Annotated in this window: 14 protein-coding genes and 3 tRNA genes (1 of these 17 running past the window's edge); 5 read left to right on the forward strand and 12 right to left on the reverse strand. The window is 63.9% G+C overall.

Annotated features, from left to right (window positions below; genetic code table 11):
* Window positions 1–279 precede the first annotated feature (279 nt).
* From HMPREF3166_RS08110 to HMPREF3166_RS08150, 9 genes are all read right to left on the reverse strand, one after another.
* Window positions 280–900 carry a GtrA family protein gene (locus HMPREF3166_RS08110; RefSeq protein ID WP_246816972.1) on the reverse strand — a complete coding sequence of 207 codons (621 nt, stop codon included), beginning with the start codon at window positions 898–900 and terminating at the stop codon, window positions 280–282.
* Window positions 893–1,615, reverse strand: coding sequence for a GtrA family protein (locus HMPREF3166_RS08115; RefSeq protein ID WP_070488610.1), 723 nt, complete (start codon window positions 1,613–1,615; stop codon window positions 893–895). The genes HMPREF3166_RS08110 and HMPREF3166_RS08115 overlap by 8 nt, the downstream gene beginning before the upstream one ends.
* Before the next feature lie 239 nt (window positions 1,616–1,854).
* Window positions 1,855–2,763: a galactofuranosyltransferase GlfT1 gene (locus HMPREF3166_RS08120; RefSeq protein ID WP_070488612.1), complete on the reverse strand. Its 909-nt coding sequence runs from the start codon at window positions 2,761–2,763 to the stop codon at window positions 1,855–1,857.
* Window positions 2,764–2,766: 3 nt separating this feature from the next.
* A complete protein-coding gene (locus HMPREF3166_RS08125) occupies window positions 2,767–4,575 on the reverse strand; it encodes a long-chain-fatty-acid--CoA ligase (RefSeq protein WP_371327271.1) in 1,809 nt (602 codons plus the stop codon).
* A gap of 347 nt (window positions 4,576–4,922) precedes the next feature.
* Window positions 4,923–6,053 carry a hypothetical protein gene (locus HMPREF3166_RS08130; RefSeq protein WP_070488614.1) on the reverse strand — a complete coding sequence of 377 codons (1,131 nt, stop codon included), beginning with the start codon at window positions 6,051–6,053 and terminating at the stop codon, window positions 4,923–4,925.
* 561 nt (window positions 6,054–6,614) lie between these two features.
* Complete coding sequence (locus HMPREF3166_RS08135; protein WP_070488616.1) at window positions 6,615–6,941, reverse strand: type II toxin-antitoxin system HicB family antitoxin; 327 nt, start codon at window positions 6,939–6,941, stop codon at window positions 6,615–6,617.
* Between the two features lie 2 nt (window positions 6,942–6,943).
* Window positions 6,944–7,210 carry a toxin HicA gene (locus HMPREF3166_RS08140; RefSeq protein WP_011274309.1) on the reverse strand — a complete coding sequence of 89 codons (267 nt, stop codon included), beginning with the start codon at window positions 7,208–7,210 and terminating at the stop codon, window positions 6,944–6,946.
* A 624-nt stretch (window positions 7,211–7,834) separates the two neighbouring features.
* Entirely contained in the window at window positions 7,835–8,623 is a 789-nt protein-coding gene (locus HMPREF3166_RS08145) for a galactan export ABC transporter ATP-binding subunit Wzt/RfbE (RefSeq protein WP_070488618.1), read from the reverse strand.
* Window positions 8,624–8,648: 25 nt separating this feature from the next.
* Entirely contained in the window at window positions 8,649–9,536 is an 888-nt protein-coding gene (locus HMPREF3166_RS08150) for a galactan export ABC transporter permease subunit Wzm/RfbD (protein WP_011274307.1), read from the reverse strand.
* A gap of 306 nt (window positions 9,537–9,842) precedes the next feature.
* On the opposite strand from HMPREF3166_RS08150, the gene HMPREF3166_RS08155 reads away from it, so the two are divergent.
* Together HMPREF3166_RS08155 and HMPREF3166_RS08160 are read left to right on the forward strand one after the other, a co-directional pair.
* On the forward strand, window positions 9,843–11,198 hold the full coding sequence (locus HMPREF3166_RS08155) for an aminotransferase class V-fold PLP-dependent enzyme (RefSeq protein WP_210383934.1): 1,356 nt from the start codon (window positions 9,843–9,845) through the stop codon (window positions 11,196–11,198).
* 9 nt (window positions 11,199–11,207) lie between these two features.
* Window positions 11,208–12,071, forward strand: coding sequence for an EamA family transporter (locus HMPREF3166_RS08160; protein ID WP_049049011.1), 864 nt, complete (start codon window positions 11,208–11,210; stop codon window positions 12,069–12,071).
* Here HMPREF3166_RS08160 and HMPREF3166_RS08165 read toward each other — a convergent pair.
* Complete coding sequence (locus HMPREF3166_RS08165; RefSeq protein ID WP_049049012.1) at window positions 12,068–13,069, reverse strand: NAD(P)H-quinone oxidoreductase; 1,002 nt, start codon at window positions 13,067–13,069, stop codon at window positions 12,068–12,070. The two genes, HMPREF3166_RS08160 and HMPREF3166_RS08165, sit on opposite strands and share 4 nt — an antisense overlap.
* Before the next feature lie 90 nt (window positions 13,070–13,159).
* On the opposite strand from HMPREF3166_RS08165, the gene HMPREF3166_RS08170 reads away from it, so the two are divergent.
* Window positions 13,160–13,244, forward strand: a tRNA-Ser gene (locus HMPREF3166_RS08170).
* Window positions 13,245–13,264: 20 nt separating this feature from the next.
* Here the strand turns inward: HMPREF3166_RS08170 and HMPREF3166_RS08175 are convergent.
* Window positions 13,265–14,032 (reverse strand): hypothetical protein, encoded by a 768-nt coding sequence (locus HMPREF3166_RS08175; RefSeq protein ID WP_070488622.1) that lies wholly within the window; start codon window positions 14,030–14,032, stop codon window positions 13,265–13,267.
* Between the two features lie 4 nt (window positions 14,033–14,036).
* On the reverse strand, window positions 14,037–15,245 hold the full coding sequence (locus HMPREF3166_RS08180) for a pyridoxal phosphate-dependent aminotransferase (protein ID WP_083293851.1): 1,209 nt from the start codon (window positions 15,243–15,245) through the stop codon (window positions 14,037–14,039).
* 180 nt (window positions 15,246–15,425) lie between these two features.
* On the opposite strand from HMPREF3166_RS08180, the gene HMPREF3166_RS08185 reads away from it, so the two are divergent.
* Both HMPREF3166_RS08185 and HMPREF3166_RS10210 read left to right on the forward strand, forming a co-directional pair.
* Window positions 15,426–15,510, forward strand: a tRNA-Ser gene (locus tag HMPREF3166_RS08185).
* A gap of 167 nt (window positions 15,511–15,677) precedes the next feature.
* Window positions 15,678–15,709, forward strand: a tRNA-OTHER gene (locus tag HMPREF3166_RS10210) (it continues 51 nt past the right edge of the window).

Below are 15,709 nucleotides of genomic sequence, written 5' to 3' on the forward strand. Positions count from 1 at the left end.
ATGGAATGTCGCTAGATCGGGAATACGTCGGCCAGAGCAGGCCCATCAGGGTGGCTAACGGGTTGGAATGTCGCTAGATCGGGAATACGTCGGCGCCCGCGGAGCTCCGCAAAAATACACAACGCCCTGACCTGCGGCTTTGCGATTTTGCAAACCGCTCCCATTAACCCATTCCCGTTCTAACGACATTTGAGTACAGGTGAGGCTTCCGGAAGCCTCCAGCCAGCCCGGCTAGCACTTGAAGATGCAGCCCGGCTAGTACTTGAAGCTTCACCCCGGCTAGCGCTTGAAGATGAGGAACTTCTGGATCAGGAAGTTCAGCACCGTCGCCGTGCCCTGCGCAATCACAAAACTGATCGCACGTACCCAGAATGCATTCAGGTCAAAGCCTTCGAGCCACGGGATCGACACCTTGTACAGCCCCCACTGCACAATAAAGGTCAGCCCGTAGGTCACCATGGTGATGGCGAATCGGCGCCCACTCGGCTCCGCCTGGAAAGTCCACCGACGGTTGATGAAGTATGCCGTCAGAGTGCCCAGCACGAATCCCAGCGCCTTGGCCACGCCATCGCTCAAGCCAAACGCAAACGTGAACAGCGCCGTGGAGCCGAAATCCACGACGGCGCTGAAGCCTCCGACCAGCACAAACTTCACCAGCTGCGACTGGATGATGCGCTGCGCCCGGGTGGTGTGCTCCGACTGAAAGTTATCGCCAACCCGCGCGCCCTGCCCGGCAGCGGCATCGTCGGCAGCGGCGCCGGAAACCGCCTGGGACCCGCTGGAATTGTCAGCGCCGGTCGCGGCACCGGAAGCAGCGCCGGCACCACTGGAGTGCCCGGCCCCAGCGGGATCGGTGCCTGGCTGCGGCGAGGGGGCGTCATTAAAAGAAGGCTTAGACATCCGCATCACCCGCGCCCGCACCGGCACCAGAACCAGCACCGCCAGTCCGTGGCTCGACCACGCGCACCACCCGGCTGGCCTCGCGCGGCTTCGCGCGGAACGTCCACAGCTTGTTGAACAGGAAGTTCGCCGGCACCGCCAGGATCACACCAATGAAGTTGCCCCAGTACGCGCGCGTGCGCAGCCCCGTGGAGTTATCGAAAATGTCGTGCGGCAGAGCGATCGGCGACTCGGGGTTCACCAGCGCCGTCGAGACCACCAGCGTGATCAGCAGCCCGAACACGCCCACGGCCATGAACTGCGGCAGCTGCTTCCACCAGGCGCGCTTCGGCTCGTGGCGGAACGTCCAGTAGCGGTTCAGGCAGAAATTCCAGATGTTCGCCAGCAGAAACGCCACCACGGAAAACACGTGGTACCAGCGGAAATGGTATTGGGTGCCGAGGAGGTTCAGGAAGGCATCCTGCACGTGAATGTCCCAGCCGGCCTCCGCGAGCTTCTTCGACAGCACGAAGATCGCCTGGTTGACCACAAACCCCGACGCGCCGACGAGCCCGAATTGGATGAACTGCCGCGCGACGTTGCGGCGGCGGTGCGCGCGGGAGGGGGCGGCGCCTTCGGCGTTCTTCTTATTGACGCCAACGTCTTCAGCGGGCTTGGTGGGCTCAGCGCTCGGGGTGGTCTGGGTTTCGGACACGGTCACTTCGGCTAACTTCATCCTCGGTTAGGTGGTGTTAGGCGGCGCCGGGAGTCTGCTCGGGGGCTGCTCGAGTGCTGCTCGGGGCACCGCGATAGTCACTTAAGACTACGTCTGTGACCGGGTAAAAGGGAAAATCCTGGCCGGTGTGTGCGCTTAAAAAGTTGCTTAGAAATCCGCGGGCGGGCGGGTGCGAGCGCAGGCCTTCGGGCTAGCGCCCGCCGCGCTGCGGGGTGTTGCACACCCCGCGCCCCGCCGCGCTAGCGCCCCGGCCGGCGGAACTGCTCGCGCCGACCGAGCGCATGCAGCCGCAGCCACTCGGCGAACCCCTTCGGGTCCTTCTTCTGCACTAGGAAGAACCATCCGAAGCGGGCGTATTCCTGCGGCAGCAGCTTGCGCATGCCCGGCTGGTTCATGATGTACCCGCGGTTGCGGTACGTGAAGTAGCGCTTGAATTCATTGTCCGGGTACTGCGTGTGCATCTTCCCGCCGAGGATCGGCTTGAACTCGTCCGACCCGTCGGGGTGCAGATACGCGCAGGTCAGGCACGTTCCAAAGGGCAGTCCGCTGCGGACCAGGCGGCGGTGGTACTCCACTTCATCGCCACGGATGAATAGCCGATAGTCGGGAACGCCAATTATCTCCATCGCCCGCGCACTGATCAGCGCGCCGTTGAACAGGCTGGCGATCCCCGGCAGGAAAGAACCCTCCAGCTCGGATAGCGTCCGCCGCCACACCAACCCCTGGCGCAGCGGGAAGGCCAGCCGCTCCGGATCCTCGATATTGCACACGACCGGGCTGATTTCCTCCAGCCCCTCGCGCTCCGCAACCTCCTGCAGGGTGGCCAGAACGTGCGCGTCGGCTGGGCGCCCGTCGTCGTCGGCGCACCAGATCGCGTCGGCACCCAGGGACAGCGCGGTCAGGAATCCCAGCGCAAAGCCACCAGCCCCGCCCAGGTTCGTCGCGGACCCCACGTAGTGGGCTCGCGACCCGCACACCGCTTCCACCAGCTCGCGCACCGCCGGGTCGTTGCCGTTATCCACAACCACCACGTGCGCGACCTCCGCGCCCTCCTGGTTAGCAACCTGGCGCAGCGAGGCCTCCAGCAATTCCACGCGATTATGCGTGACGATCACTGCGGCAACGGTGTCTTTCCTGCTCAACGGCATGTGTTAGGCCTGTTCTTTCTCTGCGACTAGCTCCTGCACCTCACGGCGGCGCACCTTGCCCAGCTGATCGGCAGGCAGCTCCTGGAATGCATGGAATACCTTCGGCACCTTATACGCAGTAAGTCGTTCTTTGGCGAAGGCGCGGAAGTCGTCGGCGTCAATAACAGCACCATTGGCCAGAACCACAGCCGCAGCGACGGTCTCGGACCCATCCTTGCGCTGCACGCCCACGACGGAAGCCTGCTCGATGGAGGGGTGCTCGCACAGGATTTCCTCGACCTCAGCGGGGTAGACGTTGAAGCCGCCGGTGATGATCATCTCCTTGATGCGGGAGACGATCTTCAGGTAGCCGTCGGATTCCATGACGGCCATGTCGCCGGTGCGGAACCAGTCCTCGTGGAAGGCCTCCGCGGTGGCGTCCGGGCGGTTCAGGTAGCCCTTGAACACCTGCGGACCGCGGACGACCAGCTCGCCGGCCTCGCCGTCGGGCATGGTCTCGGCGGGGTTATCCGGGTTGGCGATACGGATTTCGGTGGAGGGGAAAGGCACGCCAATGTAGCCCTCGCGGCCCTTGCCCATGGGGTTACCTGCGATGATGGGCGCGGTTTCGGTCAGGCCGTAGCCTTCCACGATGTTGCCGCCGGTGCAGCTTTCCCACTCGCGGACAGTCTCTGCGGGCAGTGCGCTGGCGCCGCTGAAGGAGTTGCGGATGCCGGAGAGCGGCATGTCGCGCTTCGCCGCTTCCTTCATGATGTTTTGGTACAGCGCGGGCACGCCGGGCATCCAGGAGGGCATGTTCTTCTTCATCACGCGCATGACCAGCGGCATTTCGGGCGCGGGCAGCAGTTGAATTTCGCCGCCGATCATCGGCGCGAGGGTGATGTTCATGGTCAGGCCGTAGGCGTGGAAGATCGGCAGCGCGGCCAGCATGACCTCCGGCTTCGGCCCCTTGCCCAGGCCCTTCACCCAGGCCTGGCCCTGCCGCAGGTTCGCTACGAGGTTGCGGTGAGTCAGCACGGCGCCCTTGGGCTTGCCGGTAGTGCCGGAGGTGTAGAGGATCAGCGCGGGGTCGGTCGGGTCGGTCTTTTTATTATTGACGCCACCACGCAGCCACTTTTCGCCATTTCCGCCCGAGCGCATGAAGCTCTTCCAGGAGACGGCGGAGGGCGCCGGGCCGGTGAGCTTGTCCTTCATGGCCTTGATCTTCGGGATCGGCAGCTTCAGGGCGTAGCGCAGCGGGGCGGGCATTTCGTCGGGGAGGGTGACGGCGATGACTGTTTCGAGGGGGCTGTTCAGCCGGAGATCCTCGGCGACGTCGCTGACCTTGTCCCAGAAGAAGGCCACCTTGGCGCCGTGGTCGTTGAAGGGGTGGCGGAGCTCGGCGGCAGTGTACAGAGGGTTGTGCAGGGTGGGAACTGCGCCGATGTTCTGGATTGCGTAGAAGGCGATGAGGGCCTGTGGGCAGTTCGGCAGCGCGATGGCGACGTGGTCTCCGCGCTGCACGCCGAGCTTCTCCAGGGCTGCGGAGGCGATGGCGACCTGGCGGCCGTACTGCTCGTAGGTGGTGGCTTTGCCGAAGAAGGTGAAGGCGTTGCGCTCGCCGATCGTGTCCACCGCGTGCCAGAAGACTTCCGGGATGGTGAAGCCTGCAGGGTTCTCCGCCGGGTCGTCGAGGTCGATGGTGTGCTGCGTCCACGGGGTGTAGTGCTGCAGCCACGCCTTGGAGTTGAAGGCCTCGGATGCGGTTGCGCCGTCTCCGGCGGGGGTGCCCGCCGGGGTACCTGCGCCGTTGTCGCCTGCTGGGTTGGTCAACTGTTTCACCTGGTTCTGCGTGTGTTCTGGGGAGGGTATTTGCTCAGCGTGGCTGTGTTAAATTGCAGTGTGCAGGGCGGTACGTCTGCACTATGCACGATGCGGCTGCACTATGCACCTGCACTGTGTGCTTGCACTATGCGTCTGCACTATGCACTGTGCGGTCAGTCACGCTTGTGCGTCCGTGACCGAGTCTAACGCCTTAGGCGCTCCAACTGGTGGGCTTCTTTAATTCTCTTTTTATCTCTAGTTTGTGGCTAGCTCGCGCCGGGGCGGGGCGGACGGTTCGCGAAGCTGGAGGTGAAGGCGACGGGGGCGAGGGCGTCAATAAGAAAGAACAAAAAGGGCTACGACCAGGCGAGCGCGCCGCCGCTCCAGAGGGTGCACGGTGGGCGGGTCGGGCGCGCGGCGAGGGTGTGGAAATGCTCGCTGACCTGCTCGACTGCGCGGCCGGAGAGGTACGTTTCCGCCGTGACGCGCAGCAGCGTGATGCCGCGGGCTTGGATGTCGTTTTCGCGTTGGCGTTCCTTGAGCAGGGCGCGCTCGATGGCCGGTGTGGTGGAGCCGTATTTCTCGCGGCCGTCGTATTCGACGGCGAGGCCGACGTCGAAGAACATGTCCACGCGCCCGATGGCCCAGCCGCCCTCGTTGAGTATGTTGACCTGCTGAAACGGTGCGGGCAGGCCGTGTTCCCAGAAGCGGATTTTCAGCTGCGATTCGCGCGGGCTTTCGGAGTGGCGGGTGATGAGGCGCGCGGCCGTGCGGGCGCGTTGGGCGCCGTGGCGGATGGGCTGTCCACTTTGCCAGTCGAGCCACGTGCGCCAGGCGTTCCACGTGATTTTCTCTGTGTGCAGCGCGGCCTCCGTGGCGATGACGGCATCGTCCAGCGAGTGCCGAAGCCCCAGGTCGTGGCATGTATCCAGCAGTCCGCTGGTCCAGATTTCGCCGAACTCTGTGGGGATCAGCACGGCGCGCTGGCCTTGCCCCGGCGCCGCGAGGTAGCGCTCTGACCTGCCGTTTCTTCCCATCAGGCTTCTTTTTGGTGACGCCAACTCCACCGTCTCCGGCGGCCCGAACTTCTCTAGGGGCAGGCCGTGGAGGAAGGCCGCCGATTTGCCTGCCACGACGGCTGGGATTCTGTGGGAGTAGCGCAGGTATTCCGCCACGATGAAGGCTTGCGCTTGGATTTCTGCCGCGTTCGGTTGTTGGCCGATCTCACGCCAGAGACCTGCGGGTATATAGATCCCGCGAGCGAGGCGGACGGCCTCGCCTTTCTCTACCCAGCGTTGCCACTTCCGGGCTTGGGAGGGGGCGATTCGGCGCACATCGACCAGGTGTTTCACAGGCTGGTGATGCTTGGCTGGCGTGTAGGCGCTGGGTTTTGTGGTGTTTGGCTTGGTGGCTGTTGGCTTGGTGGGTTTGGTGTTTCTGCTGGTGGTGGGTTTGCTGATGCTTGCGTTGGTGTTATCCCCCGTCATGGGAGGTATTCTTACACCTTCTGCCCGAGTAGTGTGCTTGGGATCCGGTGCACTGAGGATAAATTGTGGACGGCACCTGACTTATCCACAGGTAGAAAAATTTTTGATGCCAAGTTCCTCGCGGTGGTGTATAGGAGCTGAATTCTCGCGCGGCTTCCTGGGTGGAAGCGTCGACAGACCGCCTGCAAACGCTGACAACCAACCTGCAGATGTCGTTAGATCGGGAATGGGTGGCTCGCTGAGGGCTTCCGGGGGTATGGCCCAGTCGGAAATGCCGTTAGATCGGGAATGGGTTAATGGGAACGGTTTGCAAATTTACATAAGCGCAGGTCAGAGCGTTGTGGATTCTTGCGGTGCTCTGCGGGCGCCGACGTATTCCCGTTTTAGCGACATTCCGGCCCGTTGGACACCCTGATGGGCCTGCTCCGGCCGACGTTTTCCCGTTCTAGCGACATTCGGGCCCGCCAAGCGCCCCCTCGCAACCCCCTGCGCGCCGAAACTCCCAGGCCAGGCGAACGTTCCAACCGCCGCCTGCTAGTGGGCGTCAATAAAAATCCGCAACTACCGCGCCGCCAATTTCTGATTAACCAGCGTGTTCAGCGAAACGCCCTCCGATTGCGCCTCGATCGCCAGCATCCGATGTAACGACGGCGAGGTCCGCACGTTGAACTTCCCCGAGAATCGCCGCAACCCCAGCGGCTCCGGCACGGATTCCCCAGCTTGTGTCATGTCCTCTACAACTTCGGCCACCAGGTCCAGCAACCCAGCTTCGGCCTGCGCGCGGTCGGGAGCCAGCCACGACAGGGACGGAAACTCGGTCACAGTTGCGACGAATTCTTGATCCTCGTCTGACCAGGCAGTTTGGTAGGTGTACTTGTGCACGTCCATGGTTATCGCCCGCCTTTCTTGCGTCTAGTTTCCAGCTTGTCGACGGCCCGCAGGACCTGTCGAACCTGGTAGGGCTTCGCTTTGCCGCTGGAGTTTTGGATGTTCACGCGCGGGTCGCCGCGCCAGGGTGTTTTGTATGTTCGGTGGGAGGTCTTGGTTGTTTGCCGGCTTTCAAAATAATGGTCGCAGACCTTCGTGAGCTCGGTAAACCGGATGCTCGCGGGCGCTCTGCGCATTTTCTCGAGGATCTCGGGGACGCTGTTGCCCATGCAGTGATAGTACCACAGGTGGTACTATTTGTTCTTTCTTTCTGACGCCCTCAGCCTCTCCCTAGCCCCACTTGTGTCGCTGGGGTGTGGGGAGAGGTGGGTTGGCTGGTGGTCTGGGGGAGGCTGCGGCCCGCTGGAATGTCGTTAGAACGGGAATGGATGGCCGGCTGAAGGGTTCCGGGAGGGGGCTTTGAGTGGGAGTGTCGTTAGAACGGGAATGGGTGGCCGGCTGAGCGGTTCCGGGAGGGGGCTTTGGGTGGAAATGTCGTTAGATCGGGAATGGGTGGCCGGCTGAGGGGTTCCGGGAGGGGTCTTTGGGTGGGAATGTCGTTAGATCGGGAATGGGTTAATGGGGCTGGTTTGCAAATAGGCAAAAGCGCAGGTCAGAGCTTTGTGGCTTTCTGTGGGGCTCTGCGGGCGCCGACGTATTCCCGTTCTAGCGACATTCTGGCCTTGCGGGAGGTTGCTTGAGCCTGATTTAACTGGTGCTTTCCCGTTTTAGCGACATTTCGGCCCGTCAAGAGCCCCGCGCAGCCTGCTCCGGCCGACGTATTCCCGTTCTAGCGACATTCGCAGTAGACAAAGGAGGGGGGCAAGGCCAGCGGCCCAGCACCCCAACCAGCGCTAACCCCGGCCCAGGTCCTTCAGCACCTGGCGGACGTGCGCACCAGCCTCCGGCCCCTCATAGGCCTCAACCACATCATCCACGCGGCCGACCTTCCGGACCTCTCCGTGGTCGATCCACAGCGCACTGTCACACAGCTGCGCCAGGAATTCGTTGCTGTGCGAGGCGAAAACCAAGATGCCGCTCCGCTCAACCATCTCCACCAGCCGCCCGCGAGCCTTAGCCATGAACGCCGCATCCACGGCGCCGATGCCTTCGTCCAGCAGCAGAATCTCCGGGTCGATGCTGGTCACAACCCCCAAAGCCAACCGGATCCGCATACCCGTCGAGTAGGTGCGCAGCGGCATATCCAGGTACTCGCCGAGCTCGCTGAACTCCGCAATGTCGTCCATCTTCCGCCGCATTGCCTTCCGCGTCTGCCCCAGGAACAGCCCGCGGATCATGATGTTTTCGTATCCGGAGATCTCCGGATCCATGCCCACACCCAGGTCGAACACGGGTGCCACGCGCCCGCGCACAATCGCGGACCCGCGCGTCGGCTCGTAAATCCCACTGAGTAGGCGCAGCAGGGTGGACTTGCCGGCGCCGTTGTGCCCGACCAGGCCGATCCGGTCGCCATCCTGCAAATGCAGATTGACGCCCTTAAGCGCCTCCACCATCACCGTATTCGACGAGTTCCTGCCGATCGCGCCGCCGGCAGCCCCCAGGAATGTCTGTTTCATGGAGCGGGTCTTCGCATCGAAGATGGGGAAGTCTACGCAAGCGTCGTAAGTGTCAATCGAAACCATGTTGTCTCCTAAACCCTGTAGCTTCCTAAACCCAGTAGCTCACGCGGAAGCGCCAGCGGCGCATCACCAGCAGGGCCAGCGCAAGTCCCAGTACGGTCAGCACGCCCACGATGCCCCAGTGGTAGGCGGGGACTGGCTCGCCGATCATGGGCCCGCGGACGATCTCCAGGTAGTGGTACAGCGGGTTGATCTCCGCAATCTTTGCGCGCTCGGCCACTGCCCCGCCTTGGTCGCGGAGGGTTTTGGTGGTCCAGACGATGGGCGTCATATAAAAGGCCAGTTGGACCAGTGAATCCAGCAGCGGGGCTACGTCGCGGAAGCGGGTGGCGATGATGCCGAAGAACATGGTCACCCAGATGCCGTTGGCGATCATGAGGGCCATGGCGGGCACGACGAGCAGCACTTCCCACCCGAGCGATGGGCGGAACACGGCCAGCAGCACCAGCCAGATCACGAGGTTGTGCAGCAGGAAGAGGAATTGCTTCCACACCAGTCGGTATACGTGCACGGACAGAGCGGACGGCAGCTGTTTGATCAGCCCTTCGTTGGCGATGAACACCTCGGAGCCGTCCTTGATGCAGCCGGAGATGAAGCCCCACAGGATCAGGCCGACGGCGACGTGCGGCAGGAAGCTGGCGAGGTCTTGCTGGAACAGCAGGCTGTACAGCAGGCCGAGGGCCAGGGCCATCACGCCGGTGGCGATGGTGATCCACAGGGGGCCGAGGGTACTGCGCCGGTAGCGTTGCTTGATGTCCTGCCAGCCGAGCGCGAGCCAAAGTTCGCGCTGCGCAAGCCCCTTCTTCAGGTCCGCCCACGCGGCGCCGAAGGTTTGGGAGTTGCTAGCTGGGATGTCGCCGTCTGCCGCGGCGGTGATCCGCTGTAGATCCGCGGCCTCTGGCATTTTTTGTGACATGTGGTCCTGCTTCTTGTTACTGCTTCGCGTTTTCGTTGCTGTTGCTTTGAGGCAGTCTATTTTACTTTGTGACGCCCACACCTCCTATTCCCGGCGAGTCCCGCTTTCGCTTTAGCTGCTGCGACCGGGCGTGGTGTTGCCTGTCCGGATTGGGCGCTAGTATCGGTTGAGGTTAGTCCCCCGGCCGGGTCGGGGAATGCTCATCGCCCTTTGAGGGGCGCCGCCGCGAGTCGCAAAAATGCGGCGCGAGGTGTGGAAAGTACTGTCCGAAGCAGTTCATATATAAGGAATGTAAGGAGAAGTCCAGTGTTCGATGTGCCACGGGTCCGGGGGTTGTATGCATCGCTGTCGGATGGCTGGACGTACTTAAACGCGCAGGATTTCCCGCAGGTGCCAGAGCGGGTCACTTCGGCTGTGGCGCGGAGTTTCCGGGTGGCTTCTTTGCTGGAGCCGCCGGAGTCCGCGACGGGTTCGCATTCCCGCGCGCAGCGCCTGGGTCGCCGCATTGGTGAGTCTTTCGGGGATTCCGCGCGCACTGCGATTGCGGATCTGACGGGCGCACGGCCGGAGAATGTGGTGCTGGGCGCTTCCCGCGAGGCGCTGCTGGATGATCTGGCTCATGCTCTGTACCGGCGCCTGCGCCTGGGCCAGGAGGTCGTGCTCTCCCGCATCGACGATCCGGCAAACGTTACTCCGTGGAAGCATGCGGCGGATCTGTATGGTGCGCGGGTGCGCTGGGCGGAGCCGGATCTTTCCAGCGGTGTTCTTCCGGCCTGGCAGTTTACGAACTTGGTGGAGCCGGAGACCACCGTGGTGGCCGTCTCCGCCGCGAACCGTTACGTGGGCACGGTGACGGATGTTCGCGCTATCGCCGATTGCGTGCGGGCGAAGTCCCGGGCGCTGCTGGTGGTGGACGTGGATTCCTTCGCCCCATACCGCGTGGTGGACGTGGAGCAGATGGGCGCGGACGTGCTGGCCTTGGATGTTGCTAGCCTGGGCGGCCCGAGCGTCGGCGCGCTGGTGTTTAAGGACGATGCCACCCGCCGGGCCGTGTTCCGCTCTGGCCATGGCGTGGGCGTGGGTGGCGTGTCCGAGGGCCTGCTGGGTGGCGTGGCGGAGGCCGTGGACCACCTGGCCCGCCTGGATGATTCCGCCCGCGGCACCCGCCGCACTCGGTTGAAGACCGGCCTGCCGCACGCCGCGGACTACCTGAATTCCCTGGCAACGCACCTGGTGGAAGGTCTGCAGAGCCTCGGCACTGTCCACGTGATCGGCGTGGATGGGGACGGCCACGTGCTGGAGGAGTTCGCCGCCGTGGACCGCGTGCCGCGCGTGAGCTTCCTGGTGGATGGCGTACCCGCGGGCGTGGTGGTGCAGCGCCTGCTGGCTAATGGTGTGGTCGCTGGCGTGGTCGCGCCGGGGCAGTCGCAGCTGCTGGAGCGGATGGGGGTCTTCGAGGAGCAGTCGGTCGCGCCGGGCGCGAACTCTCGTGGCCGCCACGTTCGCAAGGGCGCGAACTCAGATACGGCCTCGGCCGCAGACGCAGCCTCTGCGCTGGGTTCGTCCCTGGATCAGGCCGGTGCAGTTTCCGTCGGGTTCGCCCCGCACAACACCGTGCATGATGTGGACCAGTTGGTGCGGGTGGTGGCGTCCGTAAGATAGCGTGGCGATGTGCTTCGACTGATTACTGCGCTTACACCGATAATTTGGGGAACGACGTACATCGTCACCACGAACCTGCTGCCGCCCGGTCGGCCGTTGCTGGCGGGTGTGCTGCGTGCGCTACCTGCGGGTTTGATGCTGCTGCTGTGGTTCCGTAGGCTGCCGCGCGGGCAGTGGTGGTGGAAGTCCGCGGTGCTGGGGGTTGTGAACATCGGCGGCTTCTTTGCTCTGCTGTTCGCGGCGGCGTATCTGCTGCCGGGCGGGGTGGCGGCGATTGTGACGAACACGGCGCCGTTGTGGGTGATCGCCCTGAGCCCGGCGTTGTTGGGCACGCGCATTCAGCCGTACCAGGTGATCGGTGCGCTCGTTGCCGTGGTGGGTGTGGCTTGTTTGGTATTGACGCCCGCCGCCGCCCTGAATGCCGGCGGTATCCTCGCGGGCCTAGGCGCCAGTGTGTGCATGGGTTTGGGCGCGATTCTGGCGAAGAAGTGGGGTAAGCCGGACGATGTGCCGCAGCTGGCGGTGACGGGCTGGCAGCTGACTTTCGGCGGGTTGTTCCTGGTTCCGTTGCTGCTGGTGATGGAGGGGTTGCCGGATCACCTGACCGGCCAGAATGTGCTGGGCTATGCGTACCTGACGATCTTCGGTGCCCTGATTGCGTATGGCATTTGGTTCCACGGTTTGGCGAAGTTGGACGTGGTGCAGGTGGCGATCCTGGGCGTGCTTTCCCCGGTGACGGCGACGTTCCTGGGAGTGGTGTTCGTCGGCGAGCGGCTTTCGCTGGTGCAGTGGGTTGGCCTGCTGCTGGTGCTGGCGGCGCTGGTGTTGGTGCAGACGGGCGGCTGGCCGCGGCGTGGCAAGCAGCGCGCCTAGCTCTGCGGTAGCTCGAGCACGATCTTGCCGGTAACTTCCCCGGCCAGCAGTGCCTTGTGCGCGGCGGCGGCTTCGGCGATGGGCATGATCCGGTCGATGTGGTGGGTGATCTGCTCGTTTTCCAGCAGTGGCCATACGTTGTGTAGGGTTTCGGCGACGATGCGCGCCTTGTCTTTCGCGTCGCGGTAGCGCAGGCCGGTGGCGCTGATGTTTCCGCGTTTGTTGAGTAGTTTGGCGATGTTCAGCTCGCCCTTCACGCCGCCTTGCATGCCGATGATCACGATGTGCCCGTCGGGGGCTAGGGCCTTTATGTTGCGGTCGAGGTATTTTGCGCCGATGATGTCCAGGATCACGTCCGCCCCGCCGTGTGCGGCCAGGATGTCGGCGAAGTCCTCTTCCCTATAGTTAATGAGGATGTCCGCGCCGTAGCGGCGGCACACGTCTAGTTTCTCTTCGGAGCCGGCGGTGACGGCCACGGTGGCGCCGAGTGCTTTGGCTAGTTGGATGCCGAAGATGCCGATGCCTCCGCCGCCGCCGTGGAAGAGGATGGTATCCCCTTCGCGTAAGTGGGCGGTCATCATGATGTTGGACCAGACGGTGCAGGCAACTTCCACCACGCTGGCGGCTTCGGCGAGGCTGTATCCGGCGGGGATGGGGAGGAGCTGGCCTTCGGGCACGGTGGCGTATTCGCTGTACCCGCCTCCGGAGAGCAGGACTGCGACTTCGTCGCCGGGGTGCCAGGGGGAGCCGTCGGGGCGGGTGGCTCCGTTGGGGTCTTCGATCACTCCAGCGGCTTCCAGGCCAATGATGTCGGTGGTGCCGCGGGGTGGGGGATAGTGGCCTTGGGCTTGTAGGGTGTCTGCTCTATTGACGCCTGCGTAGTGGATGCGCACCAGGGCTTCGCCAGGTTGGGGATCGGCGATGCTGGTGGTTAGCCAGGCCAGGGAGCTGGGGTTTTCGGTATCGGTCTGGACGATTGCTTTGGTGGTGATGCTCATGGTCTCCACCCTAATGAATCATTGTGCGGCTGGAAATGGGTGCGTTGTGGTGTGGGGTGTAGGATGTTTTGAGCGGTATTGAGCCGTGTTGGAAGTATGGCAGAGTGGCCGAATGCACTGGTCTTGAAAACCAGCGATGGGAAACCATCCGGGGGTTCAAATCCCCCTGCTTCCGCAGATTGTATTGTTCTTCAATCAAATGGCGCGGAAAACCTCCGCGACCAGCGGCAACTCCTCGAGCCCCGCTCCCGGTGTACGCACCAGGAGCGGGGCTCCTGGCATTCCAGATTCAAACCCCACCCACTTCAACCTCCGCGCATCCACCGCGCGGCGCCCCACCCGAAACCACCACAAAGCGTGCCCCACCAACGCCCACGAATCATCCTCAAAACGCACCACAAACACCCGATCCCCCAACTCCGCGCGCCGCAACCCCTCCAGCGCAGCCGCATTCTCCCCCGGCGCCACCGCAAACCCCGCAGCCGTCAAACGCTCCACCATGCCCAGGCGATGCACAAACCCCTCCGCATCCTCCACCACCAAAGGAGCCCCCGCCCGGCACGCCCGAACTGCCCGAAAACGCCACACCACCGGCTGAACCCCCGCCCGCCGGCCACGCACAATCGCCCACCCCAGCGGCTCCCCCGGCTCCACGGAAAGCGTCACCACCGGCCCCGGATCGGCCGTTTCCACCACGACGGTGCGCGGGGCAGAAGAGGCCGTAGGGGCGTCACTAGACGGGGCAGTAGGCGCCCCCGACAAAACCGGGGCGAAAGAATAAGGATGACGGCGCAACAACTCATCACAGGCCTCCACCAGCTCCGCATCGGTGGCGTTGAAACCCACGCCCACCGACTCTAACTGAGCCCACAACTGCGCAAACGGCACCGAAGGCTGAGCCTCCCACGCCGCGCGCAGACGCTCCACCACGGCAGGGATGCGCGTCGGATCCTCCGGATGCACGGCGCTAGTCAGCCTGCGAGGAGGCCTGCGTGTGCGCGGTGCCATTCGCCGCGTCGCTGTCGGCGGCCGGGTCGGCTTCCGAGTTGTTAGCAAGCCCGGCGGCAGGCAGCGCCCGATCCAGCGCGCGGAGCAGCACATCCGCCTCCTCCGCCGTCGTCACCGTCACGCGCACGCCCTCGCCCGCGAAGCACCGCGCGATGACACCCTCGCGCTTCAGAGCCTCGTCCAGCGCCTCCGCGCGCTTGCCCGCGTTCAGCCACACAAAGTTCGCCTGCGACGGGTACGTCAGCGGCTCGGCCGCTGCGGCCGCGGCTTCGTCGGTGCTGGTGCTGCCGCCTGCGCCGGTCTCGGCACCCCCAGCCGGAGCAACCCCCGCCAGGTACGCCTCCACCCGCTCGCGCTCCGCCACCGTCGCATCCACGCGCTCGGCCAGCTCGCCCTGCGCCTCCACGCTCGCGATCCCCACCGCCTGGGCCAGCGCGTTCACGCCGAAAGGAATCCCCACCTTATTCACAGCCTCCACCAGCTCCGCCGGCCCGACCAGGTATCCTAGCCGCAGCCCCGCCAGCCCATACGCCTTCGAGAACGTCCGGCACACCGCCAGGTTCGGGTAGCGCCGCAGCTCCTCGAGCGCCACCGGAGACTCCGCATCCCGGTTGTACTCCACATATGCCTCATCCAGCACAACCGTCACATTCGCAGGCACGCGCCCCATGAATTCACGGAACTCGTCGCGGGTCACCGTCGTGCCCGTCGGATTATTCGGGTTGCACACAAACACCAAACGCGTACGCTCGCCGATCGCGTCACTCATTGCCTTGAGGTCATGACGCCCCCTCTTCAGCGGCACACCCACCCCAACCGCCCCGGCGATCTTGCACAGGATCGGGTATGCCTCGAACGACCGCCAAGCGTACACAACCTCATCGCCGTCCTTGCAGGTGGCCTGCACCAGCTGCTGGCACAGGGCGGAACTGCCATTACCTACGGCGACATTGTCGAGGTCCACACCCAACCACTGCGCGAGTTTCCCACGCAGCGCGCCCGAAGCCATGTCGGGGTAGCGGTTGAGGTTCGAGGTGGCGTCATTAATAACGGCACTAACAGAAGGCAACGGCGACAGCGAAGACTCGTTGGAAGCCAACTTCAGCGCGCCCGGCTGGGTGGAGCCGGGGACGTATGCGGGCAGGGAGGAAAGATCGGGGCGAATCATACTGCACAGTGTAGTGGGCGCAGGGGACGGGGCTTCGGGGAGTGGGCGGGGAGCGTGGCTGGCGCAGGTGGGGTCGTGGCCAGAAGGTGTGGGCGGGATTTTGGGGAAGGTGGGCAGGTTGTGTAGGCTAAGTTCGGTCGAGATTGTGGTATCTGGAAACAGTGCTGCGATACGACGTTCGGAGGCGTGCCAGAGCGGCCGAATGGGGCTCCCTGCTAAGGAGTTGTCCCTTAGGGGACCGCAGGTTCAAATCCTGTCGCCTCCGCAACTTCGACAGAGTGCGTCAGCGCCAGAGCTGCCCACAAAGCTGCCCGGTTACTTGTGGTGAGGTTCCGGGGCTAACAGCTGCGGACAGTGTTGTGGGGCGTGTGGTGCGCCTGTGGTGGTCCGCTGGGATTGTGCCGGCGTGAAGCACTTTGTCGAAGTTTCCAAGCGCCCGTAGCTCAACGGATAGAGCATCTGAC

The sequence above is a fragment of the Corynebacterium sp. HMSC08A12 genome, from assembly GCF_001807485.1.
GTDB lineage: Bacteria > Actinomycetota > Actinomycetes > Mycobacteriales > Mycobacteriaceae > Corynebacterium > Corynebacterium evansiae.